Annotated in this window: 19 protein-coding genes and 1 other RNA gene; 9 read left to right on the top strand and 11 right to left on the bottom strand. The window is 59.9% G+C overall.

Annotated features, from left to right (window positions below; all coding sequences use genetic code 11):
• Positions 1-169 precede the first annotated feature (169 nt).
• Positions 170-1123 carry a formimidoylglutamase gene (gene hutG, locus AC2T9U_RS07170; RefSeq protein ID WP_493695652.1) on the top strand — a complete coding sequence of 318 codons (954 nt, stop codon included), beginning with the start codon at positions 170-172 and terminating at the stop codon, positions 1121-1123.
• An 87-nt stretch (positions 1124-1210) separates the two neighbouring features.
• Here the strand turns inward: hutG and AC2T9U_RS07175 are convergent, their stop codons facing one another.
• A complete protein-coding gene (locus AC2T9U_RS07175) occupies positions 1211-3568 on the bottom strand; it encodes a DEAD/DEAH box helicase (protein ID WP_493695653.1) in 2358 nt (785 codons plus the stop codon).
• A gap of 2961 nt (positions 3569-6529) precedes the next feature.
• Here AC2T9U_RS07175 and trxA point away from each other — a divergent pair.
• Positions 6530-6916: a thioredoxin gene (gene trxA / locus AC2T9U_RS07180; protein WP_208303247.1), complete on the top strand. Its 387-nt coding sequence runs from the start codon at positions 6530-6532 to the stop codon at positions 6914-6916.
• A gap of 81 nt (positions 6917-6997) precedes the next feature.
• Here the strand turns inward: trxA and ssrA are convergent.
• The 6 genes from ssrA to AC2T9U_RS07210 form a co-directional block, all read right to left on the bottom strand.
• Positions 6998-7370, bottom strand: a transfer-messenger RNA (tmRNA) gene (ssrA, locus tag AC2T9U_RS07185).
• A 137-nt stretch (positions 7371-7507) separates the two neighbouring features.
• A complete protein-coding gene (locus AC2T9U_RS07190) occupies positions 7508-7921 on the bottom strand; it encodes a pyridoxamine 5'-phosphate oxidase family protein (protein ID WP_115029875.1) in 414 nt (137 codons plus the stop codon).
• A 114-nt stretch (positions 7922-8035) separates the two neighbouring features.
• Complete coding sequence (locus tag AC2T9U_RS07195) at positions 8036-10045, bottom strand: DUF2207 domain-containing protein (RefSeq protein WP_493695654.1); 2010 nt, start codon at positions 10043-10045, stop codon at positions 8036-8038.
• 40 nt (positions 10046-10085) lie between these two features.
• On the bottom strand, positions 10086-10565 hold the full coding sequence (gene smpB / locus AC2T9U_RS07200) for an SsrA-binding protein SmpB (RefSeq protein WP_115029871.1): 480 nt from the start codon (positions 10563-10565) through the stop codon (positions 10086-10088).
• Positions 10566-10687: 122 nt separating this feature from the next.
• On the bottom strand, positions 10688-11593 hold the full coding sequence (gene ftsX / locus AC2T9U_RS07205) for a permease-like cell division protein FtsX (protein WP_208305791.1): 906 nt from the start codon (positions 11591-11593) through the stop codon (positions 10688-10690).
• On the bottom strand, positions 11590-12309 hold the full coding sequence (locus AC2T9U_RS07210; RefSeq protein WP_115032481.1) for a cell division ATP-binding protein FtsE: 720 nt from the start codon (positions 12307-12309) through the stop codon (positions 11590-11592). Before AC2T9U_RS07210 ends, ftsX begins: the two co-directional genes overlap by 4 nt.
• Before the next feature lie 214 nt (positions 12310-12523).
• On the opposite strand from AC2T9U_RS07210, the gene AC2T9U_RS07215 reads away from it, so the two are divergent.
• Genes AC2T9U_RS07215 through AC2T9U_RS07230 form a run of 4 tightly spaced genes read left to right on the top strand, consistent with a single transcriptional unit; the run spans position 12524 to position 16386 of the window.
• Positions 12524-14026, top strand: coding sequence for a methylmalonyl-CoA carboxytransferase subunit 5S (locus AC2T9U_RS07215; RefSeq protein WP_115029869.1), 1503 nt, complete (start codon positions 12524-12526; stop codon positions 14024-14026).
• Between the two features lie 42 nt (positions 14027-14068).
• Positions 14069-15628, top strand: a complete 1560-nt coding sequence (locus AC2T9U_RS07220) for an acyl-CoA carboxylase subunit beta (RefSeq protein WP_208303243.1) — start codon at positions 14069-14071, stop codon at positions 15626-15628.
• A 51-nt stretch (positions 15629-15679) separates the two neighbouring features.
• Positions 15680-15973, top strand: coding sequence for a hypothetical protein (locus AC2T9U_RS07225; protein WP_493695655.1), 294 nt, complete (start codon positions 15680-15682; stop codon positions 15971-15973).
• A gap of 41 nt (positions 15974-16014) precedes the next feature.
• Complete coding sequence (locus AC2T9U_RS07230) at positions 16015-16386, top strand: biotin/lipoyl-containing protein (protein ID WP_028327910.1); 372 nt, start codon at positions 16015-16017, stop codon at positions 16384-16386.
• Positions 16387-16469: 83 nt separating this feature from the next.
• Here the strand turns inward: AC2T9U_RS07230 and AC2T9U_RS07235 are convergent, their stop codons facing one another.
• Both AC2T9U_RS07235 and prfB read right to left on the bottom strand, forming a co-directional pair.
• Positions 16470-17354 (bottom strand): universal stress protein, encoded by an 885-nt coding sequence (locus AC2T9U_RS07235; protein ID WP_493695656.1) that lies wholly within the window; start codon positions 17352-17354, stop codon positions 16470-16472.
• A gap of 147 nt (positions 17355-17501) precedes the next feature.
• On the bottom strand, positions 17502-18608 hold the full coding sequence (gene prfB, locus AC2T9U_RS07240) for a peptide chain release factor 2 (RefSeq protein ID WP_115029863.1): 1107 nt from the start codon (positions 18606-18608) through the stop codon (positions 17502-17504).
• Positions 18609-18739: 131 nt separating this feature from the next.
• Here prfB and AC2T9U_RS07245 point away from each other — a divergent pair, with 131 nt between their 5' ends.
• Entirely contained in the window at positions 18740-18928 is a 189-nt protein-coding gene (locus AC2T9U_RS07245; RefSeq protein ID WP_147279174.1) for a hypothetical protein, read from the top strand.
• Here the strand turns inward: AC2T9U_RS07245 and AC2T9U_RS07250 are convergent.
• A complete protein-coding gene (locus tag AC2T9U_RS07250) occupies positions 18889-20376 on the bottom strand; it encodes a beta/alpha barrel domain-containing protein (RefSeq protein WP_493695657.1) in 1488 nt (495 codons plus the stop codon). The two genes, AC2T9U_RS07245 and AC2T9U_RS07250, sit on opposite strands and share 40 nt — an antisense overlap.
• Positions 20377-21222: 846 nt before the next feature.
• Here AC2T9U_RS07250 and AC2T9U_RS07255 point away from each other — a divergent pair.
• Both AC2T9U_RS07255 and AC2T9U_RS07260 read left to right on the top strand, forming a co-directional pair.
• A complete protein-coding gene (locus tag AC2T9U_RS07255; protein ID WP_181816009.1) occupies positions 21223-21369 on the top strand; it encodes a hypothetical protein in 147 nt (48 codons plus the stop codon).
• On the top strand, positions 21339-21587 hold the full coding sequence (locus AC2T9U_RS07260; protein ID WP_028327913.1) for a WhiB family transcriptional regulator: 249 nt from the start codon (positions 21339-21341) through the stop codon (positions 21585-21587). Before AC2T9U_RS07255 ends, AC2T9U_RS07260 begins: the two co-directional genes overlap by 31 nt.
• Positions 21588-21640: 53 nt before the next feature.
• Here the strand turns inward: AC2T9U_RS07260 and AC2T9U_RS07265 are convergent, their stop codons facing one another.
• On the bottom strand, positions 21641-23185 hold the full coding sequence (locus AC2T9U_RS07265; RefSeq protein ID WP_493695658.1) for a sensor histidine kinase: 1545 nt from the start codon (positions 23183-23185) through the stop codon (positions 21641-21643).
• Positions 23186-23293 lie beyond the last annotated feature (108 nt).

Below are 23293 nucleotides of genomic sequence, written 5' to 3' on the forward strand. Positions count from 1 at the left end.
ACTCCTTTGTCTGCGTATGGATCTGGTCACCATGAGAACGCTTCGGGCACAGTCGGGTCAGCGCGGATGGGGCAGTTTGTGTCTGGGATACCAGACACCTGGGTGGGGTGTCTGGTATCTGTTGCTGCTGTGCAGGACAACCGCAGCGTGTGGTTTTAGAGTCGAGCGCATGAGCGATAGCGAGGCGGGGGCGTCGGTGTGGCAGGGGCGGTTTGATGGGCATGGCCGCGAACATTGGCGGTGGCATCAGCGGGTTTGTGCTGCCTCGATGTCCGTTACTGATGCTGGTGGGGTTGCGCTGGTGGGGTTCGCTAGCGATGAAGGGGTACGTCGTAATGGTGGCCGGGTTGGTGCTGCTGCTGGGCCTGATGTGTTGCGGGCTGCGTTAGCGCCTATGGCGGTGCATACGCAGGTGCCGTTGTTTGATGGCGGTACTGTCGCGGTCTTCGATGAGGATTTGGAGTCTGGTCAGGCTGCGTTAGGTCAGCGGGTGGCTGGGCTTGTGGATTCGCATCGTTTGGTGGTGGTGCTCGGTGGCGGTCATGAGACGGCGTGGGGCAGCTATTTAGGGCGGGTTGGGTCTTCGCGGTGGGGTGATGCTCGAGTGGGGGTGCTTAATCTTGATGCCCATTTCGATCTTCGTCAGGCTGATGGGCCTACGTCGGGTACACCGTTTTTGCAGATGGCAGCTGCTGATGCCGCCGCTGGTCGTGTGTTTGATTACACGGTGGTGGGGATTGCGCAGGCGTCGAACACGCGGGTTCTTTTCGACACTGCTGATGCTTTGGGGGTGAGGTATGTGCTGGATACCGCGGCGACGGCTGCGTATCTTCCGGCATTGGAGCAGCTGGTAGATGAGCTGGCTGCCCGTGTTGATGCTATCCATTTGTCAATTGATTTGGATGTGCTTCCTGCTGCTGTTGCGCCGGGGGTGAGCGCACCTGCGGGATTTGGTGTGCCGGTGGAGGTAGTTGAGGCGTTGTGTCGTCGGGTGGCGGCTACGGGCAAGTTAGTTGTGCTTGATGTTGTGGAGCTGTGTCCGCAGCTGGATATTGATGGGCGCACTGCCAGGACGGCCGCACGGTTGATCACTACGTGTGTGCATTCGCTGCCGTGTGGTTGAGCAGCCGCAGCTGCGGTATTTGACCACGCAGGGGCCCAACCGAACAATCGGTTGGGCCCCTGCGTGGTCAGTCAGTGTGGGAGGTTCTCAGTCCTCGTAGCGGCGACGGGGGCGGTCGTGTCCGCCGCGGCCGTGTCCGCGACCGCCTTTGAAGCCGCCGCGGCCGCCTTTGAATCCGCCGCGGGGGCGGCGGGGCGGGTCGGTGATTGCGCGGAGGCGTTCTTCGGAAATCGGTTCACCGCTGGGGCGTGATGCGCCTGTGGTTTCGATGATTTCACGGTGACCGAGGTCGACTTTCTGTGGCTCTACCTCAAGGCCGGCGTCGCTGGCGATGCGCTTCATCAGTTTGCGTTGGTGCGGCAACGCCAGGGTGACAACAACACCGTTGGAGCCGGCGCGTGCGGTGCGGCCTGCGCGGTGTAGGTAGTCCTTGTGGTCACGGGGTGGGTCGACCTGCAGTACTGCTGAGACGTCATCGACGTGGATACCACGGGATGCGACGTCGGTAGCGACAAGGACCGGGAGAGTGCCGTCTTTGAAGGCGGCCAGAATGCGGGTTCGCATGCCTTGGTTGAGGCCACCGTGCAGGGCAGCGGCGAACACGCCTTGTTCGCGTAGCTGCATGGCGACACGGTCGGCGCCGAGCTTGGTGCGGACAAACACTACGGTGCGGCCCGGTCGGTTAGCGATGTCACCGGTGATGGGTTTCTTGTACTTGGGGTCCACGAGGAAGATGTGGTGTGACATCGTCGCGACGGAGGCTTTTGCTTCGTCGGTGGAGTGCACGACCGGGTCGTGGAGGTATTTTTCGACGACGTCGTCGATACCTTTGTCGAGGGTTGCGGAGAACAGCAGACGCTGACCGGTTTCGGGGATTGCCTCGAGCAGGGTGGTGATGTCGGGGAGGAATCCCATGTCTGCCATCAGGTCTGCTTCGTCAAGGACGAAGATTTCCACGTTGTCTAGGCAGGCTGCGCCGCGCTCGACGAGGTCGTTGATGCGCCCGGGGGTTGCCACGAGGATGTCTACGCCGCGCTCGAGGGCGTTGATTTGGGGTTCGTAGGGCATGCCGCCAGCGACGAGTTTGTGGCGCAGGTTCATCTCTTTAGCGAGTGGGCCGATAGCGTCCCCGATTTGCATCGCGAGTTCACGCGTGGGTGAGAGGATCACGGCGCGTGGGCAGCGAGGTTCGCTGCTGCGTCCTGCCAGGCGGGTCAGTACGGGAATCCCGAATGCCATTGTTTTTCCCGAGCCGGTACGCCCGCGACCTAGAACGTCACGGCCAGCGATGGCGTCGGGAATGGTGGCGGTTTGGATGGGGAATGGTTCAGCGATTCCATCCCGGGCGAGGCGCTCAACGATAGGCATCGGTACGCCCAGGCCCTGGAAGCCCTGGGTTGGGTCTTCGGGGATTTCCACGCGGCGGGGCCGTTCGGCGCGGCGCATCCGCTCGGCTTCGTATTCGCGGGGGGCTTCTTCTACGCGGGCTGGGTCGTATGAGCGGGGGCGGCGGTGCTTGTCCCGAGCGAAGTCGGAGCCGCTGTGGGTGCGGCGTTGCTCGTCACGGCCACGGAATTCGCGTTTTTCGTGGTGCGTGTGTTCGTCGTTGCGACGGTAGCTACCGCGCTCTTCGCGGTGGTTGTCGCGGTCGAAGCCGCGTTCGCCACGGAAGCCACCGCGGTCACCATCACGGAAATCCCGACCACCACGGAACCCACCACGGTCACCATCACGACGGTTGTCCCGATCACCACGGTAACCGCCACGCTCGCCACGGTCGAAACCGCGCTCACCACGGAAACCGCCCCGGTCACCACCACGGAAGTCCCGGCGGTTCCCTCGGAACCCGCCACGGTCATCACGGTCCCCGCGACGCTCATCACGGCGGTCCTCATCAAAACGACCAGGCCGGTCAAAGCCCCGACCACCCTGGTAGCCGCCGCGTTCACCACGGAAGCCACCGCGGTCACCACCACGGAACCCACCACGGTCACCATCACGATGGTTGTCCCGATCACCACGGTAACCACCACGCTCGCCACGGTCGAAACCGCGCTCACCACGGAAACCGCCCCGGTCACCACCACGGAAGTCCCGGCGGTTCCCTCGGAACCCGCCACGGTCATCACGGTCCCCGCGACGCTCATCACGGCGGTCCTCATCAAAACGACCAGGCCGGTCAAAGCCCCGACCACCCTGGTAGCCGCCGCGTTCACCACGGAAGCCACCGCGGTCACCACCACGGAACCCACCACGGTCACCATCACGACGATCTTTACCGAACTCGGCTGCTCGGCGCTGCTCACGCGGGCTTAACGGTTTTTCTTTTGCTTTACGGGCTTGCGCCTTGCGGGCTGGGCTCCAGCGCTGTTTAGGGCCGGAGTGGCGTTCGGAACGGCTAGAAGTACCGCTGTCGGAGTTGGTTTCCTGCTGAAAGTCTGGCATCTGCTCTCTCGCTTCTCGTTCTCGGGCAGGCGCGTTCACCCGGGCACACATCGAATGCGCTGTCGAGAACGAGCCATACGTCGTTTTCACATGCACGCGTCACATCGCCGCGTGCTCGGCCCCTCGTCGGACCGATCTCATGAGCAGTCTTCGGGGACGTGGACGCAACGTGCTAGAGGAGTCCGCGCATGTGAACGACTGCTGGTATGCACGGCACAACATTGCGTTTGCGTGCAGAACGGATGCTGTTCGGCCGGCTGACTCAGGTGAGCAACCTGTCAAGCGGGCCGTTACTGCCTGTCTGTGGCTATCGCCCGTATCCATAACGAACCGGACAACACCAATTCCTCGGCAACCGAGGAATCTTTGGACAGGCCACTAAGTGCAGCAGTCACAAAGGACCGCCGCGTATGTGCTGCTGGCCTACTTCTTCCCGATACCGTCCACCATGTCCCACATCCCATGCGCACACGCACATACGGAGTCAGCAACTACATGACACACAGATCGTTCCTGCACAAACACAGGCATCCGTGACTAACTCTATCCCAAAGAAGACGATGCCCGTACCCGAATGATCAGGCGAAAAGCCCCCCACCCACCCGGTAACCCATTGATCCTGCCCGCGAGCAGCGCAGTCGTGGACTGTGTCCCTATCAGCGCCCCACCGGCGCCACCAGGTCAGGCTACGCCAATGCTTACTGTAGGGAAGGCAGGTAGACGAGGCAGCGATAGAGCGCCTACCCAGTGGCCAGCATCCTCCGAACCATTCGACCGCACCACGTGCTCCGGTAGTACCTCCACAGCCTGCTCGCTGCGACCGCCTTCGCTAGGTGAGAGCGCCGCACCGCTGCCTTCGCAGCCGTGAGCGATTTTGAAATGCGGCTCATTCTGTTAACCGGCTGGTTGTGATCTGGCGCGTCATCCGGGGCCTGCCGAACAGGAAGACCCCCGGTCCTCTCACACCGAGGCAAGCCATCGAGATCTGCCAAAAAATCCTGGAATGCCGCTCGCCAAATAACCCTTCGAATAATGAGCTCTTCGTCAGCAGTGGTCTCTTGCGCAGCCGACCGCCGCCACAACCGCGCCACAACTTCCCTGTCGAACGGATATTGCTCCTCATCCCCGGAAGCAAGGACCTGCTCAATAGCAGCAGCATCAGGACACTCCGCCATGCGCAAGACTCGGGGAGGAGCGCCGTGCCGCGGGGAAGTTTGCGGAACTTCCCCAGGGAAGAAAGGAACCCCAATCCACTCAGGTACCAGTCGTTCAGTAAGCCTGCGATGGAGCATGTTTGCACGGCGTTGCCCAGGATCGAGAGCAAGAGCTGCTCGTTGAAAACTGGGCGTCAGCAAGGGCGAACAAACACCATTCCTTTCGCCCGTTGTACCCCACCTGCGCATCCGCTCGAGCACGTAGTAATGATCCAGAACAGCCGAGCTAGGGACACCTGAACGGCTGACCCTCCGGAGAACTGACAAGACATGCATGAACAAGTCTTGTCGGTAAGGATCCAAGACTGCCTCGCCAGTGCAGTGACGCCGGACAATCCGATCAGCGCACGCCTTGAGCACATCCTCCTCTTCAGATGCGCGTTCGATTCCTCTCAGGAGCTCACTCTGCAGCCCTTGCGGCTCGCCCACTCTTCCAAGGGGTCCGTAATAAGAGTGGGCCGCTTCTCCGCCAACACCGCCGACGACGACGTTGGTCTCAACATCCAAAGTTCGTGGGGTGCGATGGAGCAAGAACGATGAGGGGCGCAGTCCTTCTGCGTATTCATGCCAGGCATAGGCAGCATCCATCCCGGGGGGCATCTGAACAGCCCCAGTACCCCCTGCCTTCGTGTGCTCGATACGGTGTTCGACTTCTCGCCCCAGGAGTCCAACCAACTCCTTGGCAATGACGAGGTCTCCCGGGACGGCATCGTGGCTGTGAAGTGTGATAGCCGTTCCGCTAGCGAGGAACGCGGCCGCGACCAGACGGGAATCCCGCCCTCCGCTCAAGTCCACCGTGGGGGTCCCATCAAACCAACGACCTATGGAGGACACTGTGCCCTTCAGGTCCGCAGCCGCCTCCTCAACCAGATCATCCAGCTCCCCTTCATACGAGAGCTGACTCGACACGGTGTCCAAGCTTTGAACTGCTAGACGTGAGCGCCGCCAACTCACCCTCGTTGCCGGCCCAACAACCCGGACTCCTCTCAGCGGGGTTACCTCGCCAAAGAGTTCATCCGCCACTGCCATCTGTGACCAACCGAGCGGGTCTGGCACCAGCGGCAGCCCAGCGAACTTGATGGCCGCTACAGGCCGGTTGCTCCACACCCATCCCCACGCAGTGCGCACCTCAAATAGCCGCCCGACACCCAGCGCGTCTGTAAAAAGGTCAAGCCGGTCCGCGTCAGCATCGATGCATCCGAGGACGAACGGAGGAGTAAGATCCAAGATCCTGCGAGGAGCGCTCCGAAGAACCCGCGCCACCTCGATCGCCGCATCTGCAGGCGCCTTCTGCGTGATGCGCTCAACACCCAACGGGGTGCCTACCGAGGCCACAGCCTGCGACCCTTGCTGCACCCATGCAGGCCAGCGGAACGTCGACGGGCAACGCGACCACTCAACTAGCCCGCACGTTGCAGAGTGATGCGCATGCGACTTAGGTCTAACACCCCACCTGCCCTCGTAGGCTCGCTCCACCCGAAGCAACCCCTGCTGCACACGCTCCGAGGAGCCCCCCCCCCGCCTGCATAAGCAATCACGGTCTGCACGACTCACACCTCCACGTTCGCGAAGTCGCCCTGCGCACGACGACCGCTGTCACCCAGCTGCTGATTGCTAACTCATCACACAACTCCCCCGGATACAGCGTGCGACACGTCTGCAGGATTTAGCAGGGTCGCGTCGAATCGATTCACACAGATTCATCGACTAAGGAATCAAACACCCCCTGCCCGACGTTGCCGCCATCATGACCACAGTGGCACTGACCGAACAGAACTTCGAGCAGACGATCTCCGCGACCGACATCGTCCTCATCGACTTCTGGGCCTCCTGGTGCGGCCCCTGCCGCCAGTTCGCACCCATCTTCGAACAGGTATCTGAAAAGCACGAAGACATCACGTTCGCCAAACTCGACACTGAGGCCGAACAGTCCATCGCCGCCGCCGCCAACATCACCTCCATCCCCACGATCATGATCGTCAAAGAAGGCATCCCAGTCTTCTCCCAAGCCGGCGCACTGTCAGCACCTGCCCTCGAAGACCTCATCACCCAGGCCCGCAACCTGGACATGGAACAGGTACGCAAAGAAATGGAAGAACGCCAGGGCAACGAACAAGCTGGCGACAGCAACTAAAACCCACCCATAACGTGAAGGCCGGGCCCCTGATGGGGCCCGGCCTTCACGCGCACAGATAACCAGTGCGAGACACACAAATGGTGGAGGTGGCGGGAATCGAACCCGCGTCCGCCGATGAAAGACCAGGACTTCTCCGGGCGCAGTGCGCTTAGGTGTTTCTCAGCCTTCGGGCACGCACGCACACGTTCCCGAACACAGGCCCAGTCGAGTAAAAGTCCCGCAATGCCCCCCGACATGACATTGCAGCAAGATTCCTAGATGACGCCAGGAACTAGGCCGGAATCAAACCTAGGCTGACGGACTTCTTTATGCGCTCGCTCAGGCGGCGAGGGCGAAGTCGGTGCGCTTGGAATCGGCACCTATTGGTTTACAGGGAGCGTTAACGAGATAACCCTGCATCCTCGGCCCGCTTCCCCTGGCCGAACTATCGACGTCGAAACCGATCACCCCCATGGGGTGTCTCACACTGTTTTGTTATCGAGTAACACGCCCTGCCTGTACACCACAGACCGGGAAACCAACGATAGCTCAGCGCGCTCCAGCAGCGAAACCCCTCACCAGAAACACACCGCTACCACCGTGCACCCATCACAGCTGCGCAAACTCATTCAGCTGGAACCGCCGCCCAGAAATCTCCCCCACCGCGATTTTCACCACATGCTGCTTATCGGTCTCAATCCACGGCTGCAGCGGCAGCGACTCAGCAAACTCTCGTTCCTGCCCCGCAACCACCTCCTCAGCGCGCCCCATCACAATCACGCTCTCAGCACACCCATCAACGAAACGATCCGCCTCAAAAGCCACATCCGCATTGATGGTCAAACCCATTAATTTGTTTCCCTCGGCCGTCCGGAAATAAACAGCACCATCACGCGCAACATAATTCAACGGCGTAATAAAAGGGACTCCAGCTACCGCTGTAGCAAGCCGCCCAAACCTCAACGACTCCAGAACCTCGACGGCTTCTTCCTTGGTCATCTCATGAATCATCTCGTCACCCATAGCCGCTCCTGTCCTCGTACATCCTTGTGCAACAACGAAACACCCGACACTGCACGCAGCGCCCACCTCACCACGCTAACCCCACATCACGGCCAGCGGTGCTCAAACACCACCTCACCACGAACCACCACCACCTCCACCAAAACCACCACCACCAACTGAACCGCCTCCACCAAAACCGCTTTGCCCTGAAGCGCCCGCAGACCCCCCACCGCTACCGCTGTCAATCGGGGCAGAAAAAGCGCTCTCAGCACTTCCCGAAAAATCACGCAGCATCGAGGTGAAAACCACGTAATCCCACGCCGTAGCGCCACCGGAATACCACGACGGCGAATCCACTACCGCACCCTCAGCTTTAGCCGCAGCCACAACCTCATCGAAGATCTTCGCCCACTTCTCTGCCACCCCAAAAACAATCGCATACGGCAAATAACGACTGAAAACCTTCTCCGCCTCCTCAAAACGGATCTGCCCAGCCTCAGCCGTCACCAAGTACTCCTTAAAACCACGAGCCTGATGCAACACAGCTGTACCTGCCGCCGTACGCGCCACCATCGAACGCGCCATCAACAACACCACCACGCCAGCGGCAGCGACCCCAGCACCAGCACACAAAAACATCCCAAACTGCGCACCAGTCAACGCCACAGTCCCGGACATAAACAGCAACGGAGCAGCCAAAACAGCACCCGCGATAAGCAAAATCACACCCAAACCAGCCCACGCCGAACGTGTCTGCTTCGGGTTCTGCCTAAACCACCCACGCGCAGTCACCTCGTCATACATATACGACTTGACCAGATCAACCCGCGTAGCCATCTGCCGACGACGAGAAGACAACAACGCCGTCTCCGAAGACCCCAACAACGCCTGCACCAAAGTCCGCTCATACCTGAGCAGCTGACCCTCATCAAAGTTCTCACCGCGACGAATCCGCCAATCCGAATCCTTCCCCTGACGCGGAACCTCCTCAATAGCCACAACCCCACGCACCGCCAAGTCAACGATCGAGGCCGTCACATCCACCATGTCTGCAGACTCATCCTGCAACGTCCCAATCAACCCCGGCAGCGAATCCTGCGGAGGCTCAAAACGCACCGCCACCGGAGCAGACGCAGACAACCGCACCGCCTCCGTCGCCGCATCCTCACCACCAGGCAACACCCCAGGAGTCAACCCAACAAACTGCTCATCACGACCACGACGCCGATACGCAGCCCCCATCCCCACAACCGCGCCCACAAACGCCAACCCACCCACACCAACACTGCCCGCACCCATCGCCGTAGCCACCCACTGCGGCACAAACTCCGTCAGCGCACGCCCACCCTCAGCATCACCCTCCCGGATGATCGGCTGATCATTACTGACCGTCCCACCCTGATACCCCGTCACCACAGTCATGCCCAGGTGCTTCTCACCCTGCATCCCTAACCCTGTCGCAGTGAAAGTATCTGTACCCCCCACAGACTCCCCAACACACCCAGACTTATCTCTGGATCCTTCCTCCCCCACCCAGCATTCCCGACGCTCAGAACCAACCGGACCTGTCACCGTCACCGTCGCCTGATCAATCGGCGCCTCCCAATGAGTCGCCACCGGGTTCAGGAACAACTCCTGCGTATCGGCAGCGCCATCCTTACCCGGAATCCGGTTCACCACGCCCTTAACGCGATACTCGACCACGTAACGCTGCCGCCCCGACACAGACCGCTTCTTATCCCCGATCTGCAGCCGCAACACACCACCACGATCCCGCTTCTCATACACCGTCGAAGCACCCGTAGGGCTCGTCACATTCACAATCGACATCTCGTACTCACGGAAATGCCCCGGACTTTCCGGAAGATTCCGCCGCACAGTCCAGTCCATAAAAATGCCGTGCCGGTCCTTTCCACCACCGAACACGTAATCCACCGTCTCCCGCGCCCACACCTCACCATCAGGACGCAGCGAATACTCCACCCGATAATCAGCGATACGGTCCCCCTGCTGCGCCCACGCCCCACCAACACCCACACCTACCAACACCACAGCCACACACAGCCCCGACACGCCACGCCCCACCCACCGACGCATCCCCGAGGCAACCCCTACCCGAGCCACACCCATCAATAACCCCATCACTACGCCCCAATCCCATTCACGAAAAAACAGCCGCGCCTCACCGACCCCGCTTAAACGCCACCGACATCGCCCTCTCCGCCTCACGACGATCCTGACGCTCACGCAACGCCTGACGCTTGTCGTACTCCCGCTTACCCTTGGCCAACGCAATCTCCACCTTCACCCGACCATCCTTGAAATACAGCGACAACGGCACCACCGTGTGCCCTGCCTCCCTGGCCTTGGACTCCAACTTCTCGATCTCAGCCCGATGCAACAACAACTTGCGCCGCCGCCGAGCCGAATGATTCGTCCACGTCCCCTGCACATACTCCGGAATGTGCACACCCTCCAACCACACCTCACCCGAACGCGAAAACGACGCAAACCCATCCACCAACGAAGCCCGCCCCAACCGCAGCGACTTCACCTCAGTACCCATCAACGCCAGACCGGCCTCATAGGTGTCCTCAATCAAATAATCGTGACGCGCCTTCTTATTACGCGCGATCACCTTCACACCCGACTCCTTGGCCATCTGCCACTGCCTTCCTCAACCCAGTGCTCCCACTGGTCACACAACTACCGCGCAAACCACTCCATAGCTCACGCTCAGACTCCACCACCGTACAGGCACCCCAACAACACCCAACCCCCGACTCACACCCGCACATACCGACCCAACGCCACCCACGACACAACCACCGCCACACCAACCCCGCACCCCACCAACACCGGCGCCACCACCAACACATCCACCGGAGTAATCCACCCAAAATCAGAAAACTTTGCAGCCAACTCAGCCACCCCAAAACGCACCGCCCCCCACAAAACCCCCACCGCCAGCACACACGCCACCAGCACCGCAGCAACCATCTCCACCATAAAAGGCAACTGCAAAGCCCCTTTCGAAGCCCCCACCACCCGCTTCACCCCAGTCTCACGACGCCTCGTCCACGCCACCTGACGAATCGTCGTCACCAACAACAACACCATCGCCACCGACATCACCCCAGCAACTCCCCACGCAGTCACCCGTAAAAAGTCCAACACCCGAATCAACGGATCCACCACCTGACGAATATCCTTCACCGCCGCCACTCCCGGCATCCCACCAAACATTTGATGAACCACCGCATACTCACTCGGATCCACCAACTTCACCCGAAACGCCGCCGGAACAGCCGAAGCCGGAGTACGCGCAAACGCTGGATTACCCGCAAACTGCGCCCGGAACCGCTCATACGCCTGATGCTGAGACTCAAACTCATACGACGCCACCACCTTCGAAGAGGCATCCAGCAACTCCCGCACCGCCGCCTGCTGCACCGCAGTCACCGGCTTACCCCCACACCCCGCATCCGGCGACGATGCCGTACACAAAAAAATCGACACCTCAACCTTGTCGTACCAATACCCCTTCGCAGCATCCACCTGCCGCCCCGACAACATCCCCACCCCCAAAAACACAACACTGACCATCGCCACAATCACAATCGACACAAACGCCCCCAGATTGCGACGCAAACCCGCCCCCACCTCCTGCACCAAAAACGTCGGCCTCACAGCAGCTCACCCCCATGCCCCTCACCCGAAGCCACCACCCGATACCTACCACCAACCTCATCTCGAACAACCACCCCATCACACAGCTCAATTACCCGCCGACCAGCCATATCCACCACCCGATCATCATGCGTAGCCATCAACACCGTCGTCCCCTCCGCATTCACCCGCCCCAACAACTCAACAATGCTCTCGGTCGCCTCCGGATCCAGATTTCCCGTCGGCTCATCCGCCAACAACAACGACGGCCGCTTCACCAACGCCCGCGCCAACGCCACCCGCTGCTGTTCCCCACCACTCAACTCATGCGGCAACCGCCGCGCTAACGACCCCACCCCCACCACATCCAACGTCTCTGGCACTAACCGATCCACATCCGCAGGGTTGTACCCCAACACATGCAGCACATACGCCACATTCGCCTGCACATCCCGATCCGGCAACAACCGATAATCCTGAAAAACAACCCCAATCTGACGACGCAACTGCGGCACCCGCCGACGCGGCAGCCGCACCACATCCCACCCCAACGCCGACAGCTCCCCCGAAGAAACCTTCTCCTCAGCCAACAGCAACCGAATCAACGTCGACTTACCCGACCCCGAAGCACCCACCACAAAAACAAACTCACCGGCCCCCACCTCAAAAGAAACCCCATCCAACGCCGGCTTCACACCACGCCGATACGTCTTGACCACATCCGTGAACGAGATCACAACCCCTGCCCTCCCAGAACACGAAACGAACAAGAAACCCCGGCTACACGCCACAGCACCCTAGCCGCCTCGCCCACACGAACCCCGTTCCTGCAGCGGCGCGTCGCAACCCCATCCACTAGCCCGTAACCCAGCTCACACCTTCCATGTGACTCTGGTCCCGGTTTCTCCAAAGGTTGCGCGCATCCCACCAAGACCGTGACAACCTCACACCATGACCACGCAGCGACAGATCGGCGTCACCGAACTCGCACTCCGCGATGCACACCAAAGCCTCATGGCAACGCGCATGGCACTCGAGGACATGGTCGACGCCTGCGCAGACCTGGACCAAGCAGGTTTCTGGAGCGTCGAATGCTGGGGCGGAGCCACCTTCGACTCCTGTATCCGGTTCCTCAACGAAGACCCGTGGGAGCGCCTACGCACCTTCCGCAAACTCATGCCAAACACGCGCACACAAATGTTGCTGCGCGGGCAGAACCTCCTGGGTTACCGCCACTACGGGGACGATGTCGTCGACCACTTCGTTGAAAAAGCCGTCGAAAACGGCATGGATGTTTTCCGTGTCTTCGATGCCCTCAACGACCCTCGCAACCTCGAACACGCTATCGCTGCTGTTAAACGCGCCGGCGGGCACGCCCAAGGCACCGTCTGCTACACCACCAGCCCGCTGCACACCGTTGAGGGCTACGTCGAACTCGCCAAACAGCTAGCCGACATGGGTGTGGACTCTATTGCCCTCAAAGACATGGCAGCCCTACTCAAACCCCAACCGGCTTACGACATCGTCAAAGCCATCAAAAATGAACTGCCTGACATGCAGATCAACATCCACTGCCACTCCACCACCGGAGTAACCCTGGTCTCCCTCATGAAAGCCATCGAGGCAGGCGCAGACGTCGTCGACACTGCCATCAGCTCCATGTCCCTAGGGCCGGGCCACAACCCCACCGAATCCCTCCAAGAAATGCTCGAAGGCACCGGCTACATCGCTGACCTCAACAAAGAGCTGCTAAAAAACGTCAAACAGCACTTCGCCAAAATCAAACCCCGCTACCAGAAGTTCATGTCGAGCTACACCGTCGACACCGCCATCTTCGATAGCCAAATCCCCGGCGGCATGATCTCCAACATGGAGTCCCAGCTCAAACAACAGGGAGCTGCCGACCGCCTTGAAGAAGTACTCGAAGAGGTACCCCGCGTCCGCAAAGACGCCGGATACCCCCCACTCGTGACTCCCTCGAGCCAAATCGTTGGCACCCAAGCGGTGTTCAACGTCCTCATGGGCAAATACAAAGTCCTCACCGCCGAGTTCGCCGACCTCATGCTCGGCTACTACGGCACCACCATCGGCGACATGAACCCCGAAGTGGTCGAACAAGCCAAAGCACAAACAGGCAAAGAGCCCATCACTGTCCGGCCTGCCGACCTCATCGAACCCGAATGGGACAAGCTCAAAGAGGAAGCAGCCAACATCCCCGGCTTCGACGGCACTGATGAAGACGTCCTCACCTACGCCATGTTCCCCAAAGTCGCCCCTGGCTTCTGGGCTACCCGGCCCGAAGGCCCCAAGAACGTCGGCCAAAGCCCCGAAGAGCTCGAAGCAGAACGCGCAGCCCAAGCCGGAGACACCAAAAACGGCCCCATCCGCGTCCCCATCACCTACAACGTCACCGTCGGAGGCAAGAGCCACTCCGTCACCGTTAAACCGGCCTGACCACAGCCCCTAACCGCCTCCACACATTCTTAAGGACCACACATGGCTGACAAACCCGCAACCATGGCGGAGCGGATCAAAGAACTCCGCGCCCGCCGCGCAGAACTCGAAGCTGGCGGTGGCGAAGCCCGCATCGAAAAGCAGCATGAGCAAGGCAAACTCACAGCCCGTGAACGCATCACCGAACTCGCCGACGAAGGCAGCTTCGCTGAACTAGGGCTCTTCGCTCAACACCGCACCACTTTGTTCGGCATGGACAAAGCCAAAGCTCCCGCCGACGGCGTCGTCACTGGCTCCGCTACCGTGCTGGGGCGCCCCGTTCACATCGCCAGCCAAGACTTCACCGTCATGGGCGGCTCCGCCGGTGAAAAACAGTCCGAAAAAGTCACGGTCGTTCAAAAAGCATCACTGGAAAACGGGACGCCCTTCATCTTCATCAACGACTCCGGTGGAGCCCGCGTCCAAGAAGGCATCGATTCGCTATCCGGATACGGCAAAGTGTTCTTCCAGAACGTCGCGCTCTCCGGTGTGGTGCCACAGATCTCTATCATCGCTGGTCCGTGCGCTGGCGGTGCCGCCTACTCCCCCGCACTAACCGACTTCATCATCCAAACCAAAGAATCTCGCATGTTCATCACCGGTCCTGGTGTGATCAAGCAGGTCACGGGAGAGGAAGTATCCGCTGAAGATCTCGGCGGCCCGGGCGCGCACATGACCCGCTCCGGTGTCACGCACTTTGTTGCCGACGATGACGCTCAAGCCATGCTCATCGCGAAGAAACTCCTGAGCTTCCTGCCCAGCAACAACTCCGAAATGCCCCCCATCGTCGATGGCAACGACGATGTCGAAGACATCCCTGAGCTCAACGACATCATTCCCGAAGACACCAAGCGCGGATACGACATCCGCGAGGTCATCTCGCTCATCGTTGATGATTCGGATTTCCTCGAGGTGCAGGCTGGTTGGGCAATGAACGTTGTCATCGGTTTCGGACGAGTGACTGGTCGATCTGTGGGAATCATCGCGAATCAGCCCAACTTCCTCGCTGGTTCTCTAGACATCAACGCCTCCGACAAAGTTGCCCGGTTCGTACGTTTCTGCAACGCCTTCAACATTCCTGTAGTCAACCTCGTTGACGTTCCCGGCTTCTTGCCTGGGGTTGAGCAGGAGTACGGCGGCATTATCCGCCACGGCGCAAAAATGCTCTTCGCCTACAGCTCGGCCACGGTTCCTAAGATCACTGTTGTTCTCCGTAAGGCATACGGCGGCTCTTACCTAGCCATGTGTTCTAAAGACCTTGGCGCGGACCGGGTGTTCGCGTGGCCTACCGCTGAGATCGCTGTGATGGGTGCTGAGGGCGCTGCAGGCGTGGTCTTCCGCAAAGAAATCGCCAACGCTGAAGACCCCGAAGCCAAACGAGCCGAACTGGTCCAGCATTACCGCGAAGCGTTCTCCACCCCTTACGTTGCCGGGGCGCGCAGCCAAGTCGACGACATCATCGAACCAGCCAGCACCCGCCGAATGATCGCGCAGTCCTTGGAGTATCTCGCGAACAAACGCGATATCCGACCGCCCAAGAAGCACGGCCTCATCCCGATGTGATCGGCGACGTTTCACCACGACGAACACGTCGACGAGAACGGAGAACACACCATGAGTGATGTGACTGAGCCTTCTGAGCTCGAACAGTTGCGCGTACTCGTGCAAGACCTCAGCGCCCGCGTAGAACGTCTAGAAAGCAGGGTTGCTGAACTTCACGACCCCGAAGAGATCAGCGAGGACGTCATTCTCGCTATCTCTGCGGCGGTGGCCGCGGCACTGGGCAAGCGCGCCACCATCAAACAGATCCACTTCGCCTCGAAGTCCGGATCGGGCTGGGCTGACCAAGGCCGCAGTGATATTCAGCATTCGCACACCATCCGACCGCAGTCGTCGAACGTTCGATGATCAGCCGGTGAATGACCAGCAAGAGCCATACGAGGGAAGATATGAAGCTCAAGATCACAGTCAACGGCTCGGTCTACGACGTCGAGGTCGAGGTCGAGGACACGCGTAAACAGAAACAGCTCGGCGCGATCCAGGTTGGCGGTTTCGGTGGTGGTATTCCTGCTACCTCCGCGGTGAAAGCTCCTGCCTCCTCGGCGAGTGCTTTGACGGCCAACATTGCTGGCACGGTTGTCAAAGTGCTTGTTGAAGATGGTGCCGAGGTCAAGTCCGGTGACACTTTGCTCATCTTGGAAGCGATGAAGATGGAAACGGAAGTGACCGCGCCCAAGGATGGCGTGGTTGCTTCCGTTGAGGTCACTGTAGGGCAGGCCGTGCAGAACGGTCAGGTGCTCCTACAGTGGGCGGAAAGCTAAACATATTTCGCTGTTCAGGGGTGGTGTAGTCAGCTGGCTACACCACCCCTGTTAGTTGTGGCGTGTATGGGGTTCTGGTGCGGTTAGGCGTGCACCACTGTCACTGGCACAGGAGCGGCATGCAGGATGCTGCGGGATGTGGATCCCATGAGTAGCCCGTGGAATCCGCCTCTGCCGCGTGATCCGACAACAATCAGTTGAGCGTTCTGGGCTGTAGCCAGTAGAGCTTGTTCCGGGCCGCCGTGGATGAGGCGTTTTTCCACCTTCAGGTGTGGGTGGGTGGTGGTTTCGGTGGCAATGATTTCCTCGAGCACAGCTCGTGATGAGTTTTCGATTGCAGTAGCGAAACGTGCATGGTCTTCGTCTGTCATGGTCCAGCTGCGCAGCGCGCCCCAGCAGCGCACGGCGATGAGTGGAACGTTGAGGTCAGATGCCATTTGGGCGGCGAAGCGTGTTGCGGCGCGACCATCAGGGCTGTCGCTGACTCCAACAACTACCGGAGCGCTCTTATCTGCGGTAGTGCTTTCGGGTACGACGGTCACTACTCCGTGTGCGTGTCCGGCCACGGCGTTGGAGACGCTGCCGAGCAGCAGTCCGCTTACTTCGCCGCGCCCGTGTGACCCCAGAACGGTCATGCGGGCGTGGTTTGAGGCTTCGATGAGTAGGTGGGCAGGTGAGCCGGTGTTTGTCACTGCGTGTACGTCAAGTTCGCGGTGGTGTGCACGTACTGTTTCGACACCTTCGGCGCATTCGCGGCGAGCCACATCGAGGAATACGTCGGTGGCTGGCTCGTACCAGCTGCCGTCGCCGATGGTGGGTGCGGTGAGTTGGACTGCGGTGAGGACGGTTAAGCCGGCGCCGCTGTGTTCGGCGGCGTCGGCAGCCCAGGTGAGAGCTCGTTGGGAGACGGGTGAGCCGTCGTAGCCAACAACGATGCGGTTGGTGTAGGCACGAGTCTCGTCAGTCATGGTGGCCTCCAGGTCTCGTCTGGGTGGGCAGGCACCCGCGGCCGTGGTGCGTTCGCTGACACCCGATTTTTCGAGTCTAGAAGCGTGCTGAGCGGATTACATGTTCCGTTGCTGAGTGTGTTGGAAAGGCAGCACACTCGCTAGGGGTCACTCTTTTTCAGCTGCTCGTTTCCAACGGATGCCAGCTTCGATGAATGCGTCGATGTCGCCGTCGAAGACCGAGTCAGGGTTACCAACTTCGTAGCCAGTGCGCAGGTCTTTAACCATTTGGTACGGGTTGAGGACGTAGCTACGCATCTGGTCACCCCAGGTGGCTTTGACGTCTCCGGCAAGTTCTTTCTTTGCGGCGGCTTCTTCCTGCTGTTTTTGCAGTAGGAGTCGGGATTGGAGCACGCGGTATGCGGCGGCGCGGTTTTGGATCTGGGATTTTTCGTTCTGCATGGACACGACGATGCCGGTGGGGATGTGTGTCATACGGACGGCGGAGTCGGTGGTGTTAACGCTTTGTCCACCGGGGCCGGAGGAGCGGAACACATCAATTTTTAGTTCGTTTTCGGGGATGTCAATGTGGTCGGTTTGTTCGATGAGGGGAACAACTTCAACCGCGGCGAATGATGTTTGGCGTCGTCCTTGGTTGTCGAAGGGGCTGATGCGTACGAGGCGGTGTGTGCCTGCTTCGACAGATAGGTGGCCGTAGGCGTAAGGAACGTTTACTTCGAAGGTCGCGGATTTCAGGCCGGCTTCTTCAGCGTAGGAGGTGTCCATGACTTTGGTTGGGTAGTCGTTACGTTCGGCCCAACGTAGGTACATGCGCATGAGTTGTTCAGCGAAGTCGGCTGCGTCGACGCCGCCTGCTCCTGCGCGGATGGTGACGACAGCTTCTCGTTCGTCGTATTCGCCGGCGAGGAGGGTTTTGACCTCGAGTTCTCCAACGGATTTTTTGAGTCGTTCGAGGGTTTGTTCGGCTTCGGCGAGGGTATCGGCATCGTTTTCTTCACGGCCGAGTTCAATGAGTACTTCGAGGTCTTCGATGCGGGAGTCGAGGCTTTCAACGCGTTCTAGTTCGGCGTTGGCGCGTGAGAGAGCTGAGGTGACTTTTTGTGCGTGGTCGACGTCGTCCCACAGGTCTGGGGCGCCGGACTGTTTTTCGAGGTCGGCGATTTTGGCGCGTAGGGCGTCCACGTCGGTCACGTCACGGACCGACTTCATAGTCGTCCGGAGGTCGGTCAGTTCGGATTCGAAGTCAACAGCCACAATGGTCAAGGTTACGCGACGCTTGTGGCTGCTTCTCACCATGTTGGTTGTTGTGCTCACTGTGCCCTGGTGGGGGCCGATTGTTGTGGGTGGGGGGTGGTGTTTGTCGTTGCGGGTCAGGAGGAGGGTCGGTGGGGGTGCGGGTGTGGTTGCGTGATGGTCGTCGGGAGGATTTTGGTCATCCGCGGGATGGGCAGTGGACGGCGCGGCGGGATGATTTTTCGGGGGTGTTGCTTGTCGCGTATGTACGGGCAGGGGTATTTGAGGAGGTTCGGCGTTTTTATCGTTCTGATGAGTGGCGTCGGGTTGAGATCAGTTGAGGGTGATTACCGCTGGCGTTGTGTGGGGTGTGGGCTGCGCTGAGTAGCCAGTATGTGGCGGTTTGAGCGCTCCAGCCGTTGGGGTAGAGGTCGAGTAGGCGTTGCGCGCCGGTGAGGTCTTGGCCGAGGGTGACGCCGGGTGGTTCTTCGTATCCGGTTTTGCGGCGTTGTCCGCGGCCGTGGTTGGTCAGGAGTGCGTTGCAGAGGCATTTGCGGCCGATGGTTTCGGCGATGTCTCCGCCTTTTTTGATGTATGCGTCTTGGGGTTCGGCAGGGCATCGGTAGCCAATGCTGCCGTCGGGGCGTTCGTAGGGGGTGCGTAGGTAAGAGAGGTCGCAGATGCGGGGGCGTTGTTCGTAGACGTTGGGGTCGGAGAGGGTGTCGGCAAGGGTAGCGATTTTGAAGGGGAATCCGGTGGGGGATGCGCGGGGGTCGTTGCGGATGGTGAGTGTGTTTGTGCGTAGGTGCTGGTGCAGGGTGGCCAGGATGTGGGGATCAAGGCCGGAATCGTTGCTCAGGGCGAAGATTGTTCCGCATTGGACGCCGGTGGCTCCGGCTTGTTGGGCTTGGTGGAGGGCCTGCGGGGTGGACTCTCCTCCGGCGAGCCAGAACGGTAGGCCTAGACGGGCGATGGCGGTGAGGTTGGGGGTGTCGCGGGGGCCGTAGATGGGGTCACCGTGGTGGTCGAGGGTGAGTTTTCCGCGTGGGGGTGCGCTGTGTCCGCCGGCGGTGGCACCTTCGACGATAAATCCGTCGGGACGGATTTCTTCATCGCGATGCAGGTAGGTGGCTAGGGAGTGTAGGGAGATGATGGCGAGGAAGTGGGGGCGGGTTAGTGGTGGTAGAGGGGTGCTCAGGATGCTGGTGGGGTCGAGAGTTGTGGTGTGGGTGCGGGTGGCGTTGGCTACGTCGATGGTGAGGGTTGCGGGTTTGTGTGCTGCGTAGTTGCGCAGTAGGGATGGTATTTCGCGGGGGATGCCTGCACCCATGAGGACATAGTCGACTCCGGCGAGCATGGCGCCCAGTGCTGCACTGGGGGTGGCCATTTGGATTTTTTCGAGGAAGTTGATGCCGACGGGTCCGTCGTGGCCTTCTTTGGCGAGCCAGACTTCGGCGAAGTTACCTAGAACTGCCAGTTCGATTGCTTTGCGGGAGATGTTGATGGTGATTTTTGGGTTGGGCCGGTAGGGGGCTCCGTTGCGTCCATGGGGGCGGTAGTAGGTCTGGAGTGCGCGTTTGACCATGTCTTGGTCTGGGAAGTGTTGGAGTGCGCGGCGGTAGTGGCCGCCGGGGTCTCCGTCTTCGAGGGTTCTGGCTAGGACTGAGTCCATGGCTGTTCCTGAGACGACACCAAGCTGGCCGGTTTGGGCAACTTTGCGCGCCATCCACCATGAGGAGATTGCTACTCCCATGCCGCCTTGAATGACTGTTGGTAGCGAAGTGTTCATTGCCGTCCTCTCCGTGCAGTGGTGGTGCACGTGTGTGTGGGCGGCCGCAATGACCGCAACCTACGGTTACGTAACTTTAGGTTACGGTTTCGTAGGTTACGGTAGCGAAACTTTCTCGTCTAGACCCCTCGCTAGATGTATTGATCGACGGCAAGAGCATGCGATGTGGGCATTTGCAAATCGCGTCGCATGGTGCGCGATTTATCGATATGGACTCACTGGGGTTAGAGTCAGCAATGTCTGGACAGTCAAGGCGACCCACAGGGCCAGGCTCTATCAGTGAGCCGCTGATATGCAGCGTTCCTCTATGGGTCGCACGCCTTCCTGACGTAATTGCCGCCCACAGGCATCCATCCGTGATGCATAGCGGTACTTTGACGCAGCGTCCGTATACAACGGACGTAGTTTTTGTGCGCAAATTTTGAGAGATCTCTTCCCTAAAGCGGGTCACACTGTGATGCTTGAGCAGTTCCACCCGCAACTTTCGCTGTTACAGCACCGCGGTGAAGGCGGTCATTCACCACGCTTTGCTCCAAAGCACTGATCAATCCCTCACACCACGGTCAACTCATCTTGAGTTGCGCACAGGATCAACCTGTTTCACTCGCCCTCCTCCTCCAGAACGAGGGATGCAAAGACGCACGTGAAACAGACCGGACCCAAACATCGCGAGCATGATCGCTCTCGACGTCGTAGGGCAGCGGCCCATTGGCCACCACAGGTCAGTGGATGTTGCCGTGCGACGCCCTGGCGTCACGCACACCGGCTAACGAACACGCATCCTCCTGTGATGTCACACGTTCAACGGAACAGACACACCCACCACGTGCCCACCTGTTCCACAGAATGCCGGAAGCACATGTCCGAGATGTGGCCTCCACACCACACCTCGGTGAACAACTCGACGACTCAATCGGTCCACCAACCACTTTCCCCGTTACGTACTTCAAGGAGAACTCCTCATGGATTGGCGCAGCCGAGCAGAATGTCTGACCGAGGACCCCGAGCTTTTCTTCCCCATCGGAAACACCGGCCCCGCCCTGCTCCAGGTTGAAGAAGCCAAAACCGTATGCCGCCGCTGCGCAGTCATGGACACCTGCCTGCAGTGGGCCATCGAATCCGGCCAAGACGCCGGCGTATGGGGTGGCATGTCTGAAGACGAACGCCGCGCCCTCAAGCGCCGCAACGCCCGCGCCCGCCGCGCCAGCTAACTTCACACCCGCCGGTCGACCACCGGCGAAACCTCACGGCGCACTCACCACGCTCACCCAGCGCGGGAGTGCGCCGTGAGGCGTTTACGCGCAGTAAAAGTCACCTTCGTTCCCCCTTCAGGGCGCGCCTCCCACGTGATTTTCCCCCGCAAGTCCTGCACAAAAGCACGCACAATCTGCGTCCCCAACCCTGAACGCCCCGGTTTGAACCCTTCCGGCAAGCCGACCCCATCATCAAAAATATCCACCCGCAAAACCCCAGCATCCGCCTCAGCAACACTCAACACCACATGACCCCCATCAGGACCAAATGCGTGATCAACCGTGTTCTGCACTAGCTCAGCTAGCACCAACGCCATCGGTGTCGCCTCCGCAGCATCAAGATGACCAAAGCTGCCTTGCCGCGACCACGACACCGTCCCACCGGCCACCTCAAGAATCGCGTTAATCACCCGAGTAGCGATCTCATCGAACCCCACGCTCTCATCCAAACTGCGCGAAAGCGTCTCATGCACCAACGCAATCGTTGACACCCGCCTACCAGCCTCAGCCAACGAAGCCTGCGCAGAGGTATCCGTTACACGACGAGCCTGCAAACGTAACAACGCAGCAACCGTCTGCAGATTGTTTTTCACCCGATGATGAATCTCGCGGATAGTCGCATCTTTTGTAAGAAGCTGCTCTTCCTGCCTCCGCAACTCACTGATGTCACGAACAAGGATTAACGCCCCCAAACGTTCCTTGCCCTGCCGCAACGGCACCGCCCGCATAGCCATCACGCCGCCATCAGCCTCAACATCAGTGCGCCACGCCGCGCGCCCCATCGTCACTAACGGCAACGTCTCATCCACATTCGTATGCCCCTGCAGAAGGTCAATCACAACCTTCGACAAATACGCACCCTTCAAAGGGCCCTCATGCCCCAATCGCAACAACGCACTCGTGGCATTCGGCGACAAATACTCAATAACACCGTCATTGTCGATACGAATAACCCCATCCCCAGCCCGCGGAGTGCCATGACGCTGCGACTTCGGCTGACCTGACAACGGAAAACCACCATCACGAATCATTCCCATCAACGTATCTGCGGTCGCTTGATACACCCGCTCGAGCTGACTAGCAGCACGCACCTGCGCCACAGACTGATGCCGCGTCACCACCGCGATAGCCGCCCCCCGATGCACCACCGGCGTAGCCTCCACCCGCCGCAACACACTGTGCGGCCACTGCCCCGCAGTCACAATCGCCCGCGCAGCAACAGCCTGATCCAACATCAAAGTGCTGGCCTCATTCGCCTGATCCCCCACCAAATCGTCATAAAACACCAACGGCCCCGTATTAGGCCGCACATGCGCCAAAACCGTCCACTTCGTTCCCTCAGGACGACGACCAGCCAACAACGCCGCCTCATCCGCAGCCTGATCAAAACCACCCTGGCAAACCTGCTCCTCATCACGAGCAAGCCCCCACAAAACAAGATCACCGATCGCCAAATCAGCGATTAACTGCCAATCGCCGACCAGCATGTGCAACCAATCGACGTCCTTACTGCGCAGCCCTGGAACGAACTGCAATTTCTCGCTGAACGTCGCCATATCCCCAGACTAGCGCCGCCCAACAACAACCAACTCATCCCCAACAACACCCACCACAAACACCCCATCCACAGGCACACATCGCAACACCCCTCCCAGCGCCCCCGC

The sequence above is a fragment of the Dermatophilus sp. B7861-1 genome (assembly GCF_058996045.1).

What these genes read in the sequence shown, in the direction of transcription:
- hutG (WP_493695652.1), top strand. Translation starts at nt 170, where the DNA reads ATGAGCGATAGCGAGGCGGGGGCGTCGGTGTGGCAGGGGCGGTTTGAT.
- AC2T9U_RS07175 (WP_493695653.1), bottom strand. Translation starts at nt 3,568, where the DNA reads ATGCCAGACTTTCAGCAGGAAACCAACTCCGACAGCGGTACTTCTAGC.
- trxA (WP_208303247.1), top strand. Translation starts at nt 6,530, where the DNA reads ATGACCACAGTGGCACTGACCGAACAGAACTTCGAGCAGACGATCTCC.
- AC2T9U_RS07190 (WP_115029875.1), bottom strand. Translation starts at nt 7,921, where the DNA reads ATGGGTGACGAGATGATTCATGAGATGACCAAGGAAGAAGCCGTCGAG.
- AC2T9U_RS07195 (WP_493695654.1), bottom strand. Translation starts at nt 10,045, where the DNA reads ATGGGGTTATTGATGGGTGTGGCTCGGGTAGGGGTTGCCTCGGGGATG.
- smpB (WP_115029871.1), bottom strand. Translation starts at nt 10,565, where the DNA reads ATGGCCAAGGAGTCGGGTGTGAAGGTGATCGCGCGTAATAAGAAGGCG.
- AC2T9U_RS07215 (WP_115029869.1), top strand. Translation starts at nt 12,524, where the DNA reads ATGACCACGCAGCGACAGATCGGCGTCACCGAACTCGCACTCCGCGAT.
- AC2T9U_RS07220 (WP_208303243.1), top strand. Translation starts at nt 14,069, where the DNA reads ATGGCTGACAAACCCGCAACCATGGCGGAGCGGATCAAAGAACTCCGC.
- AC2T9U_RS07225 (WP_493695655.1), top strand. Translation starts at nt 15,680, where the DNA reads ATGAGTGATGTGACTGAGCCTTCTGAGCTCGAACAGTTGCGCGTACTC.
- AC2T9U_RS07230 (WP_028327910.1), top strand. Translation starts at nt 16,015, where the DNA reads ATGAAGCTCAAGATCACAGTCAACGGCTCGGTCTACGACGTCGAGGTC.
- AC2T9U_RS07235 (WP_493695656.1), bottom strand. Translation starts at nt 17,354, where the DNA reads ATGACTGACGAGACTCGTGCCTACACCAACCGCATCGTTGTTGGCTAC.
- AC2T9U_RS07250 (WP_493695657.1), bottom strand. Translation starts at nt 20,376, where the DNA reads ATGAACACTTCGCTACCAACAGTCATTCAAGGCGGCATGGGAGTAGCA.
- AC2T9U_RS07255 (WP_181816009.1), top strand. Translation starts at nt 21,223, where the DNA reads ATGCCGGAAGCACATGTCCGAGATGTGGCCTCCACACCACACCTCGGT.
- AC2T9U_RS07260 (WP_028327913.1), top strand. Translation starts at nt 21,339, where the DNA reads ATGGATTGGCGCAGCCGAGCAGAATGTCTGACCGAGGACCCCGAGCTT.
- AC2T9U_RS07265 (WP_493695658.1), bottom strand. Translation starts at nt 23,185, where the DNA reads ATGGCGACGTTCAGCGAGAAATTGCAGTTCGTTCCAGGGCTGCGCAGT.